Origin of the sequence: Sorangium sp. So ce1014, from assembly GCF_051521505.1 — a bacterium.
In the GTDB taxonomy this organism is placed as follows: Bacteria; Myxococcota_A; Polyangia; order Polyangiales; family Polyangiaceae; genus Sorangium.
In genome coordinates this window covers 5,253,369-5,270,123 of sequence record NZ_CP150356.1, presented here as the reverse complement: position 1 = coordinate 5,270,123, position 16,755 = coordinate 5,253,369, and the positions used below count along the sequence as shown (strand labels likewise).

The following is a 16,755-nucleotide window of genomic DNA, read 5'->3' as shown; positions in this document are numbered from 1 at the left end:
ATCGATCGGCGGCGCGCAGCACGGCGCCGGGCACGCGCATGGTGACACAATTGCGGGGTCTAGATCGCGGTGTTAGCGTGCGAAAGGGAGGGGGCGCATTGCGCCCGCCGAACTCTTCATGCTGACGTTGACGGAGCTTGTCGATCGCGTTCGGACCTATCAGCCCGCTGCAGACGTCGATCTCATCGCCCGGGCTTACGCCTACAGCTCTGACGCTCACAGGGGGCAGACCCGCAAGAGCGGCGACCCGTATTTCTCCCACCCGGCGAGCGTCGCCGCGATCATCACCGAGCTCAAGCTGGACACGGCGAGCGTCTGCGCCGGGCTCCTGCACGACGTCGTCGAGGACACCCTCGCGACGACCACCGACATCGAGAACAGCTTCGGCCAGGAGGTGGCGTTCCTCGTCGACGGCGTGACGAAGCTCTCGAAGATCAACTTCGCCTCCAAGGAAGACCGGCAAGCCGAGAACTTCCGCAAGATGCTGGTGGCGATGGCGCGCGACATCCGCGTGCTCCTCGTGAAGCTGTGCGACCGCCTCGACAACATGCGAACCCTCGAGTTCATGAAGCCCGAGGCGCAGGACCGGATCGCCCGGGAGACGATGGAGATCTACGCCCCGCTCGCGAACCGCCTCGGCATCGCGCGCTTCAAGAGCGAACTCGAGGACCTCTCGTTCAGGTACGTCGAGCCGGAGGCCTGGTCGGACCTCTCGCAGAAGGTCAAGACGACCGCGAAGGAGCGCGACAAGTACATCCACGAGGTCTCGAAGGTGCTCGCGGGCAAGCTCGCGGAGCAGGGCTTCGCGGTCGACGTCACCGGCCGCGCGAAGCACCTCTACTCGATCTGGCGCAAGATGCAGGCGCAGCAGTGCGACTTCGATCAGGTCTACGACGTCATCGCGTTCCGCGTGCTCGTCGAGTCGGTCGCCGACTGCTACGCGACGCTCGGCGTCATCCACTCGCAATGGACCCCGGTCCCCGGCCGCTTCAAGGATTACGTCGCGCTGCCCAAGCCGAACATGTACCAGTCGCTGCACACGACGGTCATCGGACCTGGGCGCGAGCGGATCGAGATCCAGATCCGCACCCACGACATGCACCGCGTGGCGGAGCAGGGCATCGCCGCGCACTGGAAATACAAGGAGAACAACTCCGGCGGCATCGACCCGAAGGACGCCGCGCGGTTCGGCTGGCTACGCCAGCTGATGGAGTTCCAGAAGGAGCTCAAGGACCCGGCCGAGTTCCTCGAGAGCGTCAAGGTCGACCTGTTCCAGGACGAGGTGTACGTCTTCACGCCGAAGGGGGACGTGCGCGTCTTCCCCCGCGGCTCGACACCGATCGACTTCGCCTACGCGATCCACACGAAGGTCGGCGATCACTGCTCGGGGGCGCGGGTCAACGGCGCCATCGTCCCGCTCCGCTCGAAGCTCCGGAACGGTGACGTCGTCGAGGTGATGACCAACCCGAGCCAGCACCCCTCGAAGGACTGGCTCGACTACGTGTCGACCAGCCGCGCGCGCTCCAAGATCCGCAACTACCTGCGCACGGAGCAGCGAGAGAAGTCGCTCAAGCTCGGCCGCGAGCTCCTCGAGAAGGAGATGCACCAGCGGAGCATGAGCCTGAGCCGTCTCACGAAGAACGAGGCCGAGCTGCGCAAGGTCATGGAGCGGTTCGGCGTCTCCTCGGCCGACGAGCTGTTCATCGCGGTCGGCTACGGCAAGGTGAGCGTCCGCGCGGTGTGCGAGTTCCTCGCGCCCACCCCCAAGGAGAACGAGAAGGGCACCCCGACGCCGCCGCCCGAGTCGATCAAGGAGGGGCGCATCGAGTCGCTCGTCCGCAAGGTCACGGGGCGCGACAGCCACGGCATCCGCCTGAACGGCATCGACGATGTCCTCGTTCGCTACACGAAGTGCTGTAACCCGCTCCCCGGCGACGAGATCGTCGGGTTCATCACGCGCGGCCGCGGCATCACGGTCCACCGCCGCAACTGCGCCAAGGCGTTCGACACGGACCCGGAGCGACGCGTGGAGATCTCGTGGGACTCGCGCGCGAAGATCAACCGCCCGGTGCAGATCAAGGTGATGACGGCGAACCGGCCGGGCATCCTGGCGACGGTGGGCCATACGTTCCACGAGCAGGGCATCAACATCAGCGAGGCGACCTGTCGGGCGGGCGATGATGGCCGGGCGATGAACACGTTCACCTTCCTCTGCTCCGACCTCGCGCAGCTGAAGAGCGTCATCCGGCACCTGCAGCGGATCCCCGGCGTGATGGCCGTCGAGCGGACCTGAGCCGGCGCGTCAGCGACCGCGGCGAGCGCGCGCCGCGCCGCTCGTCCTGGGCGGTCCACCCCCGGCGCCCGGTCCGGCGTCCGCGAGCGCGCGGGTGAGCGGGCGGCCGAGGTCGCCGCTCGGCTCGTGCCGCGCTGCGACCTCCTGCACCTTGCGGACGAGCCGGGTCACGTCGTGGTGGCGCACCGGGGATCCGGCGGTGGCGCGATCGCAGAAGAACGTGCGGCACCCGAGCGGCCTCGCGGCGTAGATCGCGCAGCGGCCAGCGTCGGTGAGCATCGGACACCGCCGCTCCGAGGCTTGCGGCAGCGCGCGCCGACGGCTCGGCTCGCCGGCGGACGAGGGCTGCTCGGGCGCTCCGGTCCCGCTGGCTCGCACGATTCCCTGGAGCGCCCGCGGGCCGCCACGGGCCGCGATCGCGCGCCGGACGGCGGCGAGCTCGATGGACGTCACATACGGCTCGCGACCCGTGACGCCGAACCGGCAGCACTCGGTCGAGGCCTGGCAGGTCCAGCCGTGGAAGACCTCCTCCGCCTCGCGGTACACGGCCGAGAGCTCGGCGAGCAGATCGGCTTCACGGGCGTGCGGCTCAGGGGTCGCGGTGCGGCGCATTCGTCAGGGCGAGCTCTCGTGCGTCCGCGCGCACGACGGTGGCCGGCGCGAGGCGGGGGCGGAGCGGGGCGGATCCCGAGGAACGAGCCTAGTGCCACGCGGCTCCGCCGCGAAGCGGCAATCCGCGATCCTGAGGGGAGCTTTAACGCGTGGCACCAGCGCGGTCCGTTCCGGAGCGAGCTGCCCCCTGCGACCGAGGGGGCCGTCGGCGCTGCGGCAGGGCGCGCGAGGGTGCATGCTGGGCGGCGGGCGCGCACGCGCTATCCTCGCGATGGATGTCGTCCCTGCGCCCGAAGCTCCGAGCTCTGGAGGTCATCGTCATCCAGGATGAGCGTCACGGCCGCGCGCTGATGCTGCGCGACACAGAGGGCATCGCGCCGTCCGCCGTCGTCGTGCCCGCCGCGCGCTCCGCGGTGCTCGCGCGCTTCGACGGGCGGCGATCGGTCGACGAGATCGCGCGCGACGTCTCCCGGTCGACGGGCCAGCAGGTGGATGCCGCCCACGTGGCGCAGCTGGCCGACGAGCTGGAACGCGCGTGGATGCTCGACAGCCCGCGGTTCCACGCGCGCCGGCGGACGGTCGTGCGGTCGTTCGACGCGTCGCCGATCCGGGTGGCTGCCCACGCGGGCGGCGCGTACCACGGCGATCGGCTGAGGCTCGCCGATTTCATCGAGCGCCAGTGTCTCCGGGGCGCGCGGCCGCAGGGCGGAGCGACGCGCGCCGCCGCGGCGCAGGGCGCGCCGAAGCGCATGGTCGGGCTCTGCGCGCCGCACATGGACCTCTGGCGCGCCGCGGCGGGCTATGGGCATGCCTACGCCGCGCTCGAGCAGGCGCTGGCGGCGCCGGGGCTGGAGAAGGTCGACACCTTCGTTCTGCTCGGGACGTCGCACGCCCCGATGCGGCGCCCGTATGCCGTTTGCGAGAAGACGTTCGCGACGCCGCTCGGCCCGCTCGATCCGGATCGCGAGATGATCGCGGAGCTCGCGGCCGCGAGCCGCTTCGACGTGCACGAGGATCAGTACCTGCACAAGAACGAGCATTCGATCGAGTTCCAGGCCGTGTTCGTCCGGCACCTCCTCGGCGACCGCGCGGTGTCGATCGTGCCCATCCTCTGTGGCCTCTCGGAATGCCAGGCGCGGCGCCGCGACCCCGCGCAGGACGACGGCGCCGAGTCGTTCCTGACGTCGCTCCGCGACGCCCTGGCGCGGCGCCCCGGGCGCGTCCTCGTGATCGCAGGGGCAGACCTCGCCCACGTCGGTCCGCGCTTCGGCGACCCCGCGCCGCTCGGCGAGCGCCAGCGGATGACGCTGCGCGATCGCGATCTCGCCTCGATCGAGCGCGCAACGTCGGTCGATCCGCCGGGCTTCTTCGCCGACGTCGCAGAGGACCTCGGCACCCGTCGCGTCTGCGGCCTCGGCCCCATCTACACGTTGCTCCGCGCGCTCCCGCCGTCGTCGCGCGGAGAGCTGCTGAACTACGAGCAGTGCATCGACCCCGAGGAGGGATCGATCGTCAGCCACACGTCTCTCGGATTCTACGGCTGAAGGTACGCGCCTGCCCGGCGCGCACTGCGCTTCGTCATGAGGCGCGCCGGGAGCCCCTGCCGGCGCTGGCGCGCCGCGAGGCTCCCGGGCGTGGGGCGGCGATCAGCTCAGCCGCGCGGGACCCTGCGGCGCGCGATGTCGAGGCCGAGCCGGTCGGCCTCGCGGTAGATCGCCTGCCGCGACATGCCCAGGGCGCGCGCAGCCGACGCCACGGAGCCGTTGGCCCGGGCGAGGGCGTCCTCGAGGCGGGCGCGCGCGAGCGACGGATCCGTCGCCGGCGGGAGGTTCGGCTTCACGCGCGGGCCGCGCGCGAGCGAGCCCGCGATCGGCGTGACGGAGAGCGGGCCGTCCGGCGAGGCCTGGGCCGCCGTCACGATGGCGGACTCGAGCTGCGGCACGCCGCCCGGCCAGCCGGCGCGGACGAGCGCCTCCAGGAGCTGCGGGGTGAAGCGATCGAGGCCGATCGCGTTGCGCTCCGCGATGTCGCGCACGATGAGCGGCACGTCCTCGCGCCGCATCTCGAGCGTCGGGATCGTGATCCGCTTGCCGGAGAAGAGCGACGCGAACCACGGCGCCACCCGCCCGTCGCCGGCCGCCCGATCGAGCGGCTGCCCCGTCGTCGCGATGATGCTGACGCCGTTCGAGCGGCCGACCGAGTGCGCGATCTCCAGCTGCTGCGGGCGCGGCAGGCGATCGGCGTCGAGGACGAGCCAGGTCATCGGCCGCGCGCCCGGCGGGATGACCGGCTTGGTCTCGGCGCCGCCGTCGACGACCAGGGTCTCCCCCAGGCCCTCGCGCACCGCGGCCGCGAGGCGGGCCAGCGTGCGCTTGCCGACCCCGGGCGCGCCCTCGATGCAGACGCTGGAGCCCGACTGCACCAGCTTCATCACCGGGTCGATCCAGTCCTTGCGCTGCTTCGAGCCGAACACGAGCGGCCCGAGCCGCGACGGCGCGCCGTCGTACAGCGCGAGGTGCCGCTCCACGAAGATCGCGAGCTGCTGGCCGAGGCGCACCACGTCGCCGTGCATCACGCCGATGCGCCGGGCGCGGACGCCGTTCACCCACGTGCCGTCGTGGGTATCCATGTCCTCGATGTAACAACCGTCCGAGCGGACGCTGATCTTGGCGTGCTCCGGCGCGATACCGCTCCCCTCGATGCGCCCGTCGCGCGCGGCGCTGCCGATCACGGCGCCGTCCATGAGGCTCACGATCCGCGGCGGGGCGTCGAGACCGATCAGGACGAGCCCCCACCCTCCATCATCGTCCTGTCGCTTGGCGTGGACTCCGGACCGGAAATCCTTCTGAAGGACCGGTGCCGGCGTCTCCGCAACGTCCACTCGCAAAGCAGTCTGTTCGTTCATGCTCCCCCCAAGTCCAAAGGACCCGCCTGGTCGACCCAGGCCAACCAAGAGCGCGCCGAGCGGCGGGCACCCTTATGATGTAAGAGCACGCCACACGGTGCCGCTGTCGCGAACGCGAAGGCTTTTGTGAGCGGCACCGTGGCGCGGTGCTGCTTGGCGAGCCCCCTCGCTCGCAATGGCCACACAATACTCGACCAGAGCGGCCGTGCAACCTGCCGGCGACGGAAGTTTTAAGGTTTTGTTCTTGAGAGCTTGACTCTGGTCACGCCGATTGGTACTCATCCGCCACGCATCGACGGAGACGCCCTCCGGTGATGACCCGGCGCGAATCAGGAATTCTCTGACAAGTGCCATCAGATGATGATTTCCTGAAACAGGCGATTGACATCTGCGGGAGTAACTCAGTGGTAGAGTGCAACCTTGCCAAGGTTGACGTCGCGGGTTCAAATCCCGTCTCCCGCTCCACGACATAGGCTCTGCAACAGCGAGCAGACCAGCGAGGCCGGTGCGACCCACCGGCCTCTGTGTTTTGTTCCACTGCCCGGCGCGCGGGGGCCGCGGGAACGCACGGGGCGCTACGGCGATCGATGCGCCGGGCGGCGGGCCTGTGATACGAGGATTCGCCTCATGTCCGCTCCGCTCCACGAGCGCCTGCGCCTGCTTGCCCACAGCCTCGAGCGGCAGTTCCTGGGCAAGGACGAGATCATCCGCCTGCTCATGATCGCGGTCGTCGCGGGGGAGCATTGCGTGCTCCTCGGCCCGCCCGGGACCGCGAAGAGCGCGCTCATCCGCACGCTCGCCGAGCTGATGCAGGCCCAGTACTTCGAGTACCTGCTCACGCGCTTCACCGAGCCGAACGAGATCTTCGGTCCGGTCGACATCGGCGCTTTCCGCGAGGGCGTCTACCGCCGGAACACGTCGGGAATGCTCCCCGAGGCGGAGATCGTCTTCCTCGACGAGGTCTTCAAGTCGAACAGCGCCATCCTGAACGCGCTGCTCACGCTGCTGAACGAGCGCAAGTTCTCGAGCGGCGGGCAGGTGATCCGCTGCCCGCTCCTCAGCGTCTTTGCGGCCTCGAACGAGGTGCCGGGCGACGAGACGCTGACAGCGATCTTCGACCGCTTCCTCCTGCGCGTGCAGTCCGACAACCTCGACGCCTACCACTTCAGCGAGCTGCTCCAGCGCGGCATCCAGCAGGAGATCCGGCACATGGCCGGCGAGCCGCTCCGCCCGCTCGTCGCGGCGCGCGAGCTCGCCGAGCTCGGCCGGGGGTTCGGCGCGCGGATGAACTTCGGCGACGCGTTCCTCTCGGCCTACAAGGGGCTGGTCTTCCAGATCCGCGCCGAGGGGATATCGCTCTCCGACCGCCGGGTCGTGAAGATGCTCAAGCTCTTCGCCGCCAGCGCCTACCTCGACGGCCGTCAGACCACGGACGCGAGCGACTTCTTCGTGCTCAAACACATCTGGAACAACCAGGATCAGGCGGCGATCCTCGAAGGCATCGTGCAGCCGGTGCTGGAGGCGTTCTTCCGCGAGCACCCGGATCGCCGCCGCGTCGGCGCGCTCGGTGTCGGGGTGGAGGCGCTCGCCGCGGAGATCGACCGCATCCGGCAGATCCTCACGGGCGGCGCCGCGCTCGGTGACGTGCAGCTGTTCAGTCAGCTGAAGGCGCTCGGCGAGATCAAGCAGGCGCTTGCCGGCATCAACGACGCCCGCGCCCGCGAGCTCGAGGCGCGCGTGTCTCAGCTGCTCGAGGCTTCGTTTCGGAGCGGGCGTTTCGCGCAGATCTAGCGGGGGCCGGGCCGGGCGCCGTCGGCGCGGTGGCGCTGGTCCTGGAGCGAGCCCTCGGCCCAGCGGGGGCCGGGCCGGGCGCCGTCGGCGCGGTGGCGCCGGTCCTGGAGCGAGCCCTCGGCCCAGCGGGGGCCGGGCCGGATGCGCTCGGGACGTCGGCGTGGGTCCTCGTGCGAGCCCTCGGCCCAGCGGGGGCCGGACCGGATGCGCTCGGGACGTCGGCGTGGGTCCTCGTGCGAGCCCTCGGCCCAGCGGGGGCCGGACCGGATGCGCTCGGGACGTCGGCGTGGGTCCTCGTGCGAGCCCTCGGCCCAGCGGGCCCGCGGCTGCGCGCGGCCGGGCCGCCGGCCTCCGGCCCAGGTCGAGGCGACGCCTTCGCGCTCGACCGGGCCAAGCCCGCTGTGCGGCGATGGTCGACCGGTCCGGACGACGCGCCCATCATCGCGCCACGGATGCGCTTGGGCACGCCGAACGACTCGCGGATGTGGGTGAGCTCGTCCACCTTCAAAGCGCGCCACTCTCCGGGCCGGAGCCCTTCCGAGGTCACGCCGGCGAACGTCGTCCGGGCCAGGCGCATCACGGGCCAGCCGCTCGCCTCGCCCATGCGCCGGATCTGCTGGTTGCGACCCTCGCGGAGGGTCACCTCGATCCACGTCTTGTCGCCCTCGCGGCGGAGCACCCGCGCTTCGGCCGGCAGCGTGACGCCGTCCTCCAGGCGGATGCCCTCGCGCCACGGCGTGAGGTCGTCGTCGCTCATGGTCCCCTGGACCTTCAGCACGTACGTCTTCGGCACACCGCCGCGCGGATGGAGCAGCGCGTTGGCGAAGTCGCCGTCGTTCGTCATGAGCAGGATCCCGCTGGTCGCGAAGTCGAGCCGACCCACGGGGTAGAGCCGCGCGCCGGTGCCGCGCACGTAGTCGGCGACCGTCGGGCGCCCCTCGGGATCGCTCAAGGTCGAGACGACGTTCCGCGGCTTGTGCAGGGCCAGGTAGACCGGCGCCTCGGAGACGAGGCGCTTGCCATCGACCTCGATCCGATCCTTCTGCCGGTCGGCCTTCACGCCGAGCTCGGTCACGACGTGGCCGTTCACGCGTACCCGCCCGGCGAGGATGAGCTCCTCGGCCGACCTGCGTGAGGCCACGCCGGCGCGCGCGATGATCTTCTGCAGACGTTCTTCCATGGTGTGCTCGGGACCTACGCCGACGCTGCGCTGCCGGCCGGCGGCTCTGATAAGCACGCCCCTCGCGCCGCGTCGACCAACGTTGGTGCCGCGCTCTCCTCAGGCCCGAGGCCGACGTCGACGCCGGCGCGCCCGCATGTCCGCCGCGGCGAGCGCCTGCGGCGGCAGGAGCACCGGGGCGAGCAGGACGCGGGCGGGGCCAGGCGGGCGAGATCGACCTCCACTCGGTCGGAGGAGGCGCGCGCTATTTCTTGTCCTTGGGGGGATCCGCGCTTCCGCTGCCGCCCGCGGCCTCGTTCGCCTTGTCCGCGGCGGACTGATCCTCCGCGGCCTTCTTCGCGGCCGCCGCAGCGGCCTCCTCTTCCTTCTTGCGCTCGTCTTCCTCGACGCGGCGCTTCACCTCGTTGTCGTGGTCCCACCGATCGACCCGCTCGTCGGCGTCGATGTCCACGCCCATCCGCTCGAGCCGGCCCATGCGGTAGATCTCCCAGACGTCCGGCTTGCCGTCGCGGTTCGTGTCCCGCTTGATGCGCGCGAGCTTGCCGCCGCCGTAGTACTTCCACTCATCGGGGTTGCCGTCGCGATCGGAGTCGATCCTCACCTCGGCCAGCCTCCCGCTGGCGAACGTGAGCCAGGTGTCGATCCGGCCGTCGTAGTTCGAGTCGGACTCCTCGTGCAGGCTCTCGCCCTTGTCGTTGTACTTGCGGACGACGTCCTTCACCCCGTCGAAGTTTGTGTCGATCTCGCGGCAGACGAGCGCCCGGTGGCGGTCCTCACCGGTGCCCACGATCTGCCAGACGCGCCGCACGTTGGGCTGGATCGCGCCCGGCCCCGCGGTCTCGCTCGCCTCGCGATCCTGTCTGCCCTTCCAGTCGCACATCGAGCGATCGTCGATGCTGCCGTCGGCGTTGCGGGCCGCCTCCACCTTCGGCGCCTTCGCGCCATCGAACCCCGGATCCGAGCCGCACGCCGCGCCGAGCAAGCCGAGCGCGGCGAGCGTGATGAGCGCCTGTCTCCTCATGTCACGGTCCCTTCTTGTCGGCCGGCTGGCTCGCGGCGTTGGCGGGGGCGGGCGCGGAGCTCGCGGGCGCGGCGCTCGTCGCCGGGGCGGCGCCGGCCGGGGTCGACGCGCTGCCCGGAGGAGGCGGGGGGATCGCCTTCGGCGTGCCGTACGACTCGGCGCAGAGATCAACCACGCTGTTCGGGTCGGGCTTACCGTCGGTGTTCTGATCGGTGGACACGACCGCGCACCTCGGGTCGTTCGGGTTGTTGAACTGCCACCACTGGTCGATGATTCCATCGCCGTCGGAGTCGCGCTCGCGGCGCGCGAGGCGCGGCCCCTCGTAGTAGTCCCAGGTGTCGAGCTTGTCGTCGAAGTTGGTCTCGCGCTCCTTCAGCACGACGGCGCCGCGCTCGTAGTGCGCGATCTCGTCGGCGCGCCCATCGCGATCGAAGTCCGACTCGCGCCGGCGCTCGACCCCGTTGCCGTCGTAGTAGATGAAGGCGTCGATCGAGCCGTCCAGGTTCAGGTCGACGACCCGGCAGACCTCCTGGCCCTCCTTCTTCACGTGGATGATGTCGGGCATCCGGTCGCCGTTCACATCGACCTTCTGCGCAGAGGCGGAGTCCTTCTCGCAGGGCTCGTGGACGATCGCCGTGTCCCGCTCGCCGGTGGAGCTCTTCGCGCTCGAAGGCGCCGGCGTCGAGGACGCGCAGGAGGCGACGGCAGCGGTCATCAGGGCCACGAGCAAGCACCTGGGCGACGGCCAGGTGAGCGGGAATCGCGTCATCAAGAGATTCCTCCGGCGGGCCCGGGACTTTCGGGACAAAGCTCGACGCGCCGGGCGAGCCGTCCCGACGCGGACCAGCTTCGGCGGCAGTCTAGACCGCCGTCCGTGCGCACATCAAGAAGCCCCACGGGAGGCGACCCCGCCGGTCGCGTGCGGGATGGATGGCCGCGTGCGGGATGAAGGACCGCGCCCCGCCAGGCGACAGCGCCATTCCGATTGACATCATACGTACCGGCATCTAGGGTAACGTCTTGTCAGTCGTACCCATCGAGACTGGCGGGTTTACCCTCCCGGGCGTGACATGTCGCGGAAGAAAGTCTCGACGACCATCTACATCACGCCGGAGCAGGCCGAGCGGCTGAAGATCCTGCACGAACGCACCAAGGTCCCGATCGCGGTCTACATCCGCGAAGGGATCGACATGATCCTCAAGCACTACGAGCACGTGCTGCCAGGGCAGATGTCCCTGGAGAGCACGCCGGCCCCCCCGCCGCCGATCCCGAAGAAATGACCCGGGCTGGAGGCTGGCGCGCCTCCGGGTTCGGGGAGCACCCGGGAGGCCGAGGGAGGGCATGCGCCTGGACGCCGCGCGCTGTCCGGGCGGATAGCTTCGCGGCGCTGCTCGCGCTAGGAGCAGGCACGCCGCGGTCCACCATTTCCCTCGGCGGCCGCAGCGCTACGTGCTGCGGTTCGGTTCCCCGAGGGGGCACGGGCCTCAGGTCCGCTCCTTCGCATCTCGGTCGAGGCCGCGCGCTGCGGCCGCTAACGCTGGTCAGGTCGCCGCGCCCTGAAGCTCGCTATGCCCGTTGACTCCAAGCTCATCCGCAACTTCTCCATCATCGCCCACATCGATCACGGCAAGTCCACGCTCGCCGACCGCATCCTCGACGTGACCGGGGCGCTCACCGCCCGCGAGCAGAAGGAGCAGTTCCTCGACAAGATGGACCTCGAGCGCGAGCGGGGGATCACGATCAAGGCCCAGACCGTCCGGCTCGACTACACCGCGAAGGACGGGCAGACCTACCGGCTCCACCTCATCGATACGCCCGGGCACGTCGACTTCAACTACGAGGTCTCGCGCAGCCTCCAGGCGTGCGAGGGGGCGTTGCTCGTCGTCGATGCCACCCAGGGCGTCGAGGCGCAGACCCTCGCCAACGTCTTCCTCGCCCTCGACAACAACCTCGCGATCATCCCGGTCCTCAACAAGATCGACCTCCCCTCGGCCGACGTCGAGCGGACGACCCGCGAGATCGAGGACGTCATCGGCCTCGACTGCTCCGGCGCCATCCCCGCCAGCGCCAAGACGGGGATCGGCATCGCGGAGATCCTCGAGGCGGTGGTCGAGCGCATCCCCGCGCCGAAGGGCGACCTGAACGCGGCGCCCCGCGCCCTCATCTTCGACAGCTGGTACGACAGCTACCGCGGCGCGGTCGTCATGGTGCGCGTGGTCGACGGCGTCCTCCGCAAGGGGCAGAAGATCCGCTTCATGGCGACCGGCCGCGACTACGAGCTCACGGAGATGGGCGTGTTCACGCCCCACGCGGCCGCCATCACCGAGCTCGGGCCAGGGGAGGTCGGCTTCCTCGTCGGCAACATCAAGAGCGTGGTCGACACAAAGATCGGCGACACGGTGACCGACGCGGTCCACCCCGCGACGGTCGCGCTGCCCGGCTTCAAGGAGGTCAAGCCGATGGTCTTCGCCGGGATCTTCCCGACGGACTCGGCCCAGTACGAGGACCTCCGGGACGCTCTGTCGAAGCTCCACATGAACGACGCGGCGTTCGTCTTCGAGCCCGACACGTCCGAGGCGCTCGGGTTCGGCTTCCGGTGCGGCTTCCTCGGCCTGCTCCACATGGAGATCATCCAGGAGCGGCTCGAGCGCGAGTACAACCTCGACCTCATCACGACCGCGCCGAGCGTCGTCTATCACTGCTTCCTGAACGACGGCTCGATGAAGTCGATCGAGAACCCGGCGAAGCTCCCGCCGCCGAACCTCATCGAGCGCATCGAGGAGCCGATCTTCCGGATGACCGTCCACGTGCCGTCGACGTACGTCGGCGCCGTCCTCGCCCTGTGCCAGGAGCGGCGCGGGGAGCAGAAGTCGATCCAGTACGCCTCGTCCGACCGCGTGATCATCACCTACGACATGCCCCTCAGCGAGGTGCTCTTCGACTTCCACGACAAGCTGAAGAGCGTGTCGCGCGGCTACGCGTCGATGGACTACGAGCTCGTCGGGTACCGCGCCGACGAGCTCATCAAGCTCGACATGATGGTGAACGGCGACCCGCTCGACGCCCTGAGCGTCATCGTGCACCGGGACAAGGCCTACGCCCGGGGCCGTGACCTCGCCGTGAAGCTCAAGGACATCGTGCCGCGCCAGCAGTACGAGGTCGCCATCCAGGCGGCGATCGGGTCGAAGATCATCGCGCGGACGACCGTGAAGGCGATGCGCAAGGACGTGACCGCAAAGTGCTACGGCGGCGACATCAGCCGGAAGCGCAAGCTCCTCGAGAAGCAGAAAGAGGGCAAGAAGCGGATGAAGATGGTCGGGAGCGTCGAGATCCCGCAGGAGGCGTTCCTCGCCATCCTGAAGATCGACTGAGGCGCGAGGCGCCGCCGGCACGCCGGCGTGGCGGCGGGGGCCCCCCGCCCGTATAAGCCGCCCATGCAGCCCGCCCTCGTCCGCTCGCGCGATCGCCGCGCGGCGCACCCTGTCCTCGCCCTTGCCCTCGGCTTCGCCGTCCTCGCGTGCGACGAGCCGCGCGCCCCGGCGCCGGCGCCGGGGGCGTCCGCCTCAGCTTCCGCGCCGAGCGCCGCGCCGGCCCAGAGCGCCGCGGCGACCCCCGCGGCCACGGAGGCCCCGAAGCGAGAGATGCCACCTCGGCCGGTCCCGATGGGGTCGAGCGGGCCGATCCAGCCGAGCGCCCCGGCCGAACTGCAGATGATGGCGATCCAGTACACGCTCGCCATGGTGTCGCCGCAGCCGACCGATCCCCTCGTGGACAAGGCCTACCTCGAGCGGATCCTGCCGAAGCTCGCCACGGCGGTGCGCACCGCGGACAAAGGCAAGACCCCGTCGAGCCCCGTGAAGCCGGCCAAGGGGAACAGAAAGATCGAGGTCGACATGGGCAAGGGGTGCACCGAGCGCACCCCGTCGAACCTGCTGGCGCAGCGGGCAGGCTCGTCTCTCAACGAGGCGTACGACGCGGGGGTCCTCGTCGTCTCCTGCCACGACGCCCTGTGGGAGTGCCACCAGTCGACGCGAGATCCGAACGACGTTCTGTGCCACGCAGCGCCGCGGCGCTGAGCGTGGTATGGGCTGCGTCTGCCATGCAGGAGACGCTTGCCTACTCGGTCCCCGGCGCCAACGCGCTCCCTCGACTGGATCCGCTCGCCGACATGCTCGACGAGCTGAACCGCGACCGCTCGCCGCTCGCCCGGCTGTGCCATGACGCCACCATCGCGTTCGGTCCCGCGATGCGCGTCGAGCGCTTCGTCCTGGGCAACGGGCTCAAGGTGCTCGTGCTCGCCGACGCCTCGGCGCCCGTGGTCTGTCTGCAGACCTGGTTCGGCGTCGGCTCGCGCCACGAGCGCGTGGGCAAGACCGGCATCGCCCACCTGTTCGAGCACCTCATGTTCGGCGAGACGGAGAGCGTCGCCCACGGCGCGTTCGACCGGATGCTCGAGGAGGCCGGCGCCGAGACGAACGCGGCGACGTTCCTCGACTGGACCTACTACCACACGAACCTGCCTAAGGACGCGCTCGAGCTCACCCTCCGTCTCGAGGCGGAGCGCATGGCGCGGCTCGTCCTCCGCGACCCCCAGGTGACGAGCGAGAAAGAGGTCGTCGCCAACGAGCGGCGGCAGCGGGTCGAGGACGACGTCGACGGGGCGGTGAGCGAGCTGCTCTACAAGGAGGCGTTCTGCGAGCACGCCTACGGGTGGCCGACCATCGGCTGGATGGAGGACATCAAGGGCTTCACGACCGAGGACTGCCTCGAGTTCTACCGGACGTACTACGCCCCCAACAACGCGGCGCTGGTCGTCGTCGGCGACGTCGCGCTCGACCAGGCGCTGCGGGCGGTGCAGGACCACTACGGCACGCAGGAGCCGTCGAAGCTCCCGGTGGAGGACGTGTGCCCCGAGCCGCCGCAGGTCGCGGAGCGCCGCGCCGAGGTGGCGAAGCCGACCGCCACGCACAAGATCGCGATGGGCTACCGCTCGCCGGCGCTCGGGGACTTCGACCATGCGCCCCTCGTGCTGCTGAACGAGATCCTCTTCGCCGGGCGGTCGTCGCGCGTGCACCGCGCGCTCGTGCAGGAGCAGGAGATCGCGAGCGAGATCCGCGGCTGGGTCGGCTCGTTCCGCGACCCCGCGCTGTACGACATCTATCTCTGCGCCCGCGGCGCCTACACCGGCGAGGAGCTGCTCGCGGCCCTCGATCCGCTCCTGGAGGCGGTGTGCCGCACCCCGGTCAGCGAGGCGGAGCTCGACCGGGCGAAGGCGCGCATCGAGCTCTCGATCCTGCAAGGGCTCGAGACGGTCGCCGGCAAGGCCGAGCAGATCGGCTTCTACGAGACGGTGCTCGGCGATCCCGCGGCGCTGTTCGAGCGGCTCGCCGCCTACCGGCGGGCCACCGTGGGGGACCTCTTGCGCGTGGCACGGCGCTACCTCGTGAGCTCGGCGCGGACCGTGGTCCACGTGGTCCCGGACGGATCGAGCACCGAGGACGACGGGGACGAGGCGGACGCGGAGAGCGAGGAGGCATCGTGAGCCAGAGCGTGAAGAGCGGCCTCGCATGGGGCGCCGAGGGGCAGGGCAGGGGAGCGTCGGCTGGGCGCGTGGCGTCGCGCGACGGGGCGGTGCTCGTGGAGACGAGCCACGCGCTCCCCATCGTCAGCATCGTGGTCGCGTTCCGCTCCGGCGCGGCGCACGACCCGGTCGGGCGCGAGGGGCTCGCCCGGATCACGGCGCGCATGCTCCGCCGCGGGGCGGAGGGCTACAGCGCGAACGAGATCGAGGAGACGATCGACGCGCTCGGCGGGGAGTTCGGCGCCGACGTGGCGACGAGCGCGACGACGGTCCACTTCGAGGTGATCAAGCGCTCGCTCGATCGGTTCATCGAGCTCGGGGCCACGCTCCTCGCGCGCCCGACGTTCTCGCCGACCGAGCTCGCGCGGCTCCTGCGCGAGGCCGAGGCCGAGCTCATCGAGGCGCGCGACAGCGATCGCTCGCTCTGCAGCCGCGCCTTCCGGCGCACCCTGTTCGCGGGGCACCCCTACGGCCGCCGCATCGCGGGCACCATCCCGACGCTGCGGGAGATCACGCGCGACGACGTCGCGGCCTTCTATGCGCGGCACTACACCCGGCGCAACGCGATCGTGGCCATCTCGGGCGACATCGAGCTCGGCGAGGCGCACCGGGTCGCGGAGCGCCTCCTGTCCGGCCTGGCCGAGGGCGAGACGATCGCCGATCCGGTGACGGAGCCGAGCGCGAGGCCGGGGCGGTGTCTCGTGTTCGTCGACAAGGCCGAGCGGACGCAGACGCAGATGGTCATCGGCGGGCTCGGCACCGACGCCCACGACTCCGATCACATGGCGCTCCTGGTCGCGAACACCGTCTTCGGAGGCACCTTCTCGTCGCGGCTGATGCAGGAGGTGCGCGCGAAGCGTGGCTGGTCCTACGGCGCCTCGTCGCGGGCGGGTTTCGATCGGCACCGCGACGCCTTCACCATGTGGACCGCCCCCGCGGCGCAGGACGCCGCCGCGTGCCTCTCCCTGGAGCTCGGGCTGCTCGAGGCGCTGCGGCGCGACGGGATCACCGAGGACGAGCTCACGTTCGTGAAGCGCTACCTCGTCCGCTCCCACGCGTTCGAGATCGACACCGCGAGGAAGCGCGTGCACCAGAGGCTCGAGGAGATCCTGTACGACCTGCCGGAGGGGTACCACGAGACCTACCTGACGCGGGTCGAGGAGGTCACGCTCGCGGCGGCGAACGGCGCCGTGCGTCGCCGGCTCCCGGAGGACGATCTCGTGATCGGCGTCGTCGGGACCCACGAAGAGATCGGCGAGGCGATCGCCGCGGCCATTCCGAGGCTGACCGAGGTGAAGGTCGAGCCGCACGACCTCGAGTAGCAGAGCGTCGGCGATCCCAGGCGGGGTGCTGACGCACGGAGCTGGGGCGC

At 70.5% G+C, this 16,755-nt stretch carries 13 protein-coding genes and 1 tRNA gene; 9 read left to right on the top strand and 5 right to left on the bottom strand.

From position 1 onward, the window contains the following. Positions 1–118 precede the first annotated feature (118 nt). Positions 119–2,293 carry a RelA/SpoT family protein gene (locus WME75_RS20085; protein ID WP_437493182.1) on the top strand — a complete coding sequence of 725 codons (2,175 nt, stop codon included), beginning with the start codon at positions 119–121 and terminating at the stop codon, positions 2,291–2,293. Positions 2,294–2,302: 9 nt separating this feature from the next. Here the strand turns inward: WME75_RS20085 and WME75_RS20080 are convergent, their stop codons facing one another. Further along, positions 2,303–2,905 (bottom strand): YkgJ family cysteine cluster protein, encoded by a 603-nt coding sequence (locus tag WME75_RS20080; protein WP_437493181.1) that lies wholly within the window; start codon positions 2,903–2,905, stop codon positions 2,303–2,305. A 275-nt stretch (positions 2,906–3,180) separates the two neighbouring features. Here WME75_RS20080 and amrB point away from each other — a divergent pair, with 275 nt between their 5' ends. After that, on the top strand, positions 3,181–4,449 hold the full coding sequence (amrB, locus tag WME75_RS20075) for an AmmeMemoRadiSam system protein B (RefSeq protein WP_437493179.1): 1,269 nt from the start codon (positions 3,181–3,183) through the stop codon (positions 4,447–4,449). Positions 4,450–4,556: 107 nt separating this feature from the next. On the opposite strand, the gene WME75_RS20070 is transcribed toward amrB, so the two are convergent. Continuing rightward, positions 4,557–5,786 carry an FHA domain-containing protein gene (locus WME75_RS20070; RefSeq protein WP_437494874.1) on the bottom strand — a complete coding sequence of 410 codons (1,230 nt, stop codon included), beginning with the start codon at positions 5,784–5,786 and terminating at the stop codon, positions 4,557–4,559. Positions 5,787–6,200: 414 nt separating this feature from the next. Between WME75_RS20070 and WME75_RS20065 the strand changes: the two genes are divergently transcribed. Both WME75_RS20065 and WME75_RS20060 read left to right on the top strand, forming a co-directional pair. Then, positions 6,201–6,275 (top strand) — tRNA-Gly (locus WME75_RS20065). A 162-nt stretch (positions 6,276–6,437) separates the two neighbouring features. Further along, complete coding sequence (locus WME75_RS20060; protein ID WP_437493177.1) at positions 6,438–7,601, top strand: AAA family ATPase; 1,164 nt, start codon at positions 6,438–6,440, stop codon at positions 7,599–7,601. Here WME75_RS20060 and WME75_RS20055 read toward each other — a convergent pair. The 3 genes from WME75_RS20055 to WME75_RS20045 form a co-directional block, all read right to left on the bottom strand. Then, on the bottom strand, positions 7,513–8,781 hold the full coding sequence (locus WME75_RS20055) for a pseudouridine synthase (RefSeq protein WP_437493175.1): 1,269 nt from the start codon (positions 8,779–8,781) through the stop codon (positions 7,513–7,515). The two genes, WME75_RS20060 and WME75_RS20055, sit on opposite strands and share 89 nt — an antisense overlap. 244 nt (positions 8,782–9,025) lie before the next feature. Then, positions 9,026–9,802 carry a hypothetical protein gene (locus tag WME75_RS20050; RefSeq protein WP_437493173.1) on the bottom strand — a complete coding sequence of 259 codons (777 nt, stop codon included), beginning with the start codon at positions 9,800–9,802 and terminating at the stop codon, positions 9,026–9,028. Position 9,803: 1 nt separating this feature from the next. Beyond that, positions 9,804–10,571 (bottom strand): hypothetical protein, encoded by a 768-nt coding sequence (locus WME75_RS20045; protein WP_437493171.1) that lies wholly within the window; start codon positions 10,569–10,571, stop codon positions 9,804–9,806. A gap of 301 nt (positions 10,572–10,872) precedes the next feature. On the opposite strand from WME75_RS20045, the gene WME75_RS20040 reads away from it, so the two are divergent. From WME75_RS20040 to WME75_RS20020, 5 genes are all read left to right on the top strand, one after another. After that, the gene (locus tag WME75_RS20040) at positions 10,873–11,082 is read left to right on the top strand and encodes a ribbon-helix-helix domain-containing protein (protein WP_437493169.1); all 210 of its coding nucleotides are present in this window, start codon (positions 10,873–10,875) and stop codon (positions 11,080–11,082) included. Positions 11,083–11,370: 288 nt separating this feature from the next. Next, entirely contained in the window at positions 11,371–13,173 is a 1,803-nt protein-coding gene (gene lepA / locus WME75_RS20035) for a translation elongation factor 4 (RefSeq protein ID WP_437493168.1), read from the top strand. Positions 13,174–13,236: 63 nt separating this feature from the next. Next, complete coding sequence (locus WME75_RS20030) at positions 13,237–13,878, top strand: hypothetical protein (protein WP_437493166.1); 642 nt, start codon at positions 13,237–13,239, stop codon at positions 13,876–13,878. Between the two features lie 23 nt (positions 13,879–13,901). Continuing rightward, a complete protein-coding gene (locus WME75_RS20025) occupies positions 13,902–15,344 on the top strand; it encodes a M16 family metallopeptidase (RefSeq protein WP_437493164.1) in 1,443 nt (480 codons plus the stop codon). Then, complete coding sequence (locus tag WME75_RS20020) at positions 15,341–16,705, top strand: M16 family metallopeptidase (protein ID WP_437493162.1); 1,365 nt, start codon at positions 15,341–15,343, stop codon at positions 16,703–16,705. The genes WME75_RS20025 and WME75_RS20020 overlap by 4 nt, the downstream gene beginning before the upstream one ends. The last annotated feature ends 50 nt before the right edge of the window (positions 16,706–16,755 follow it).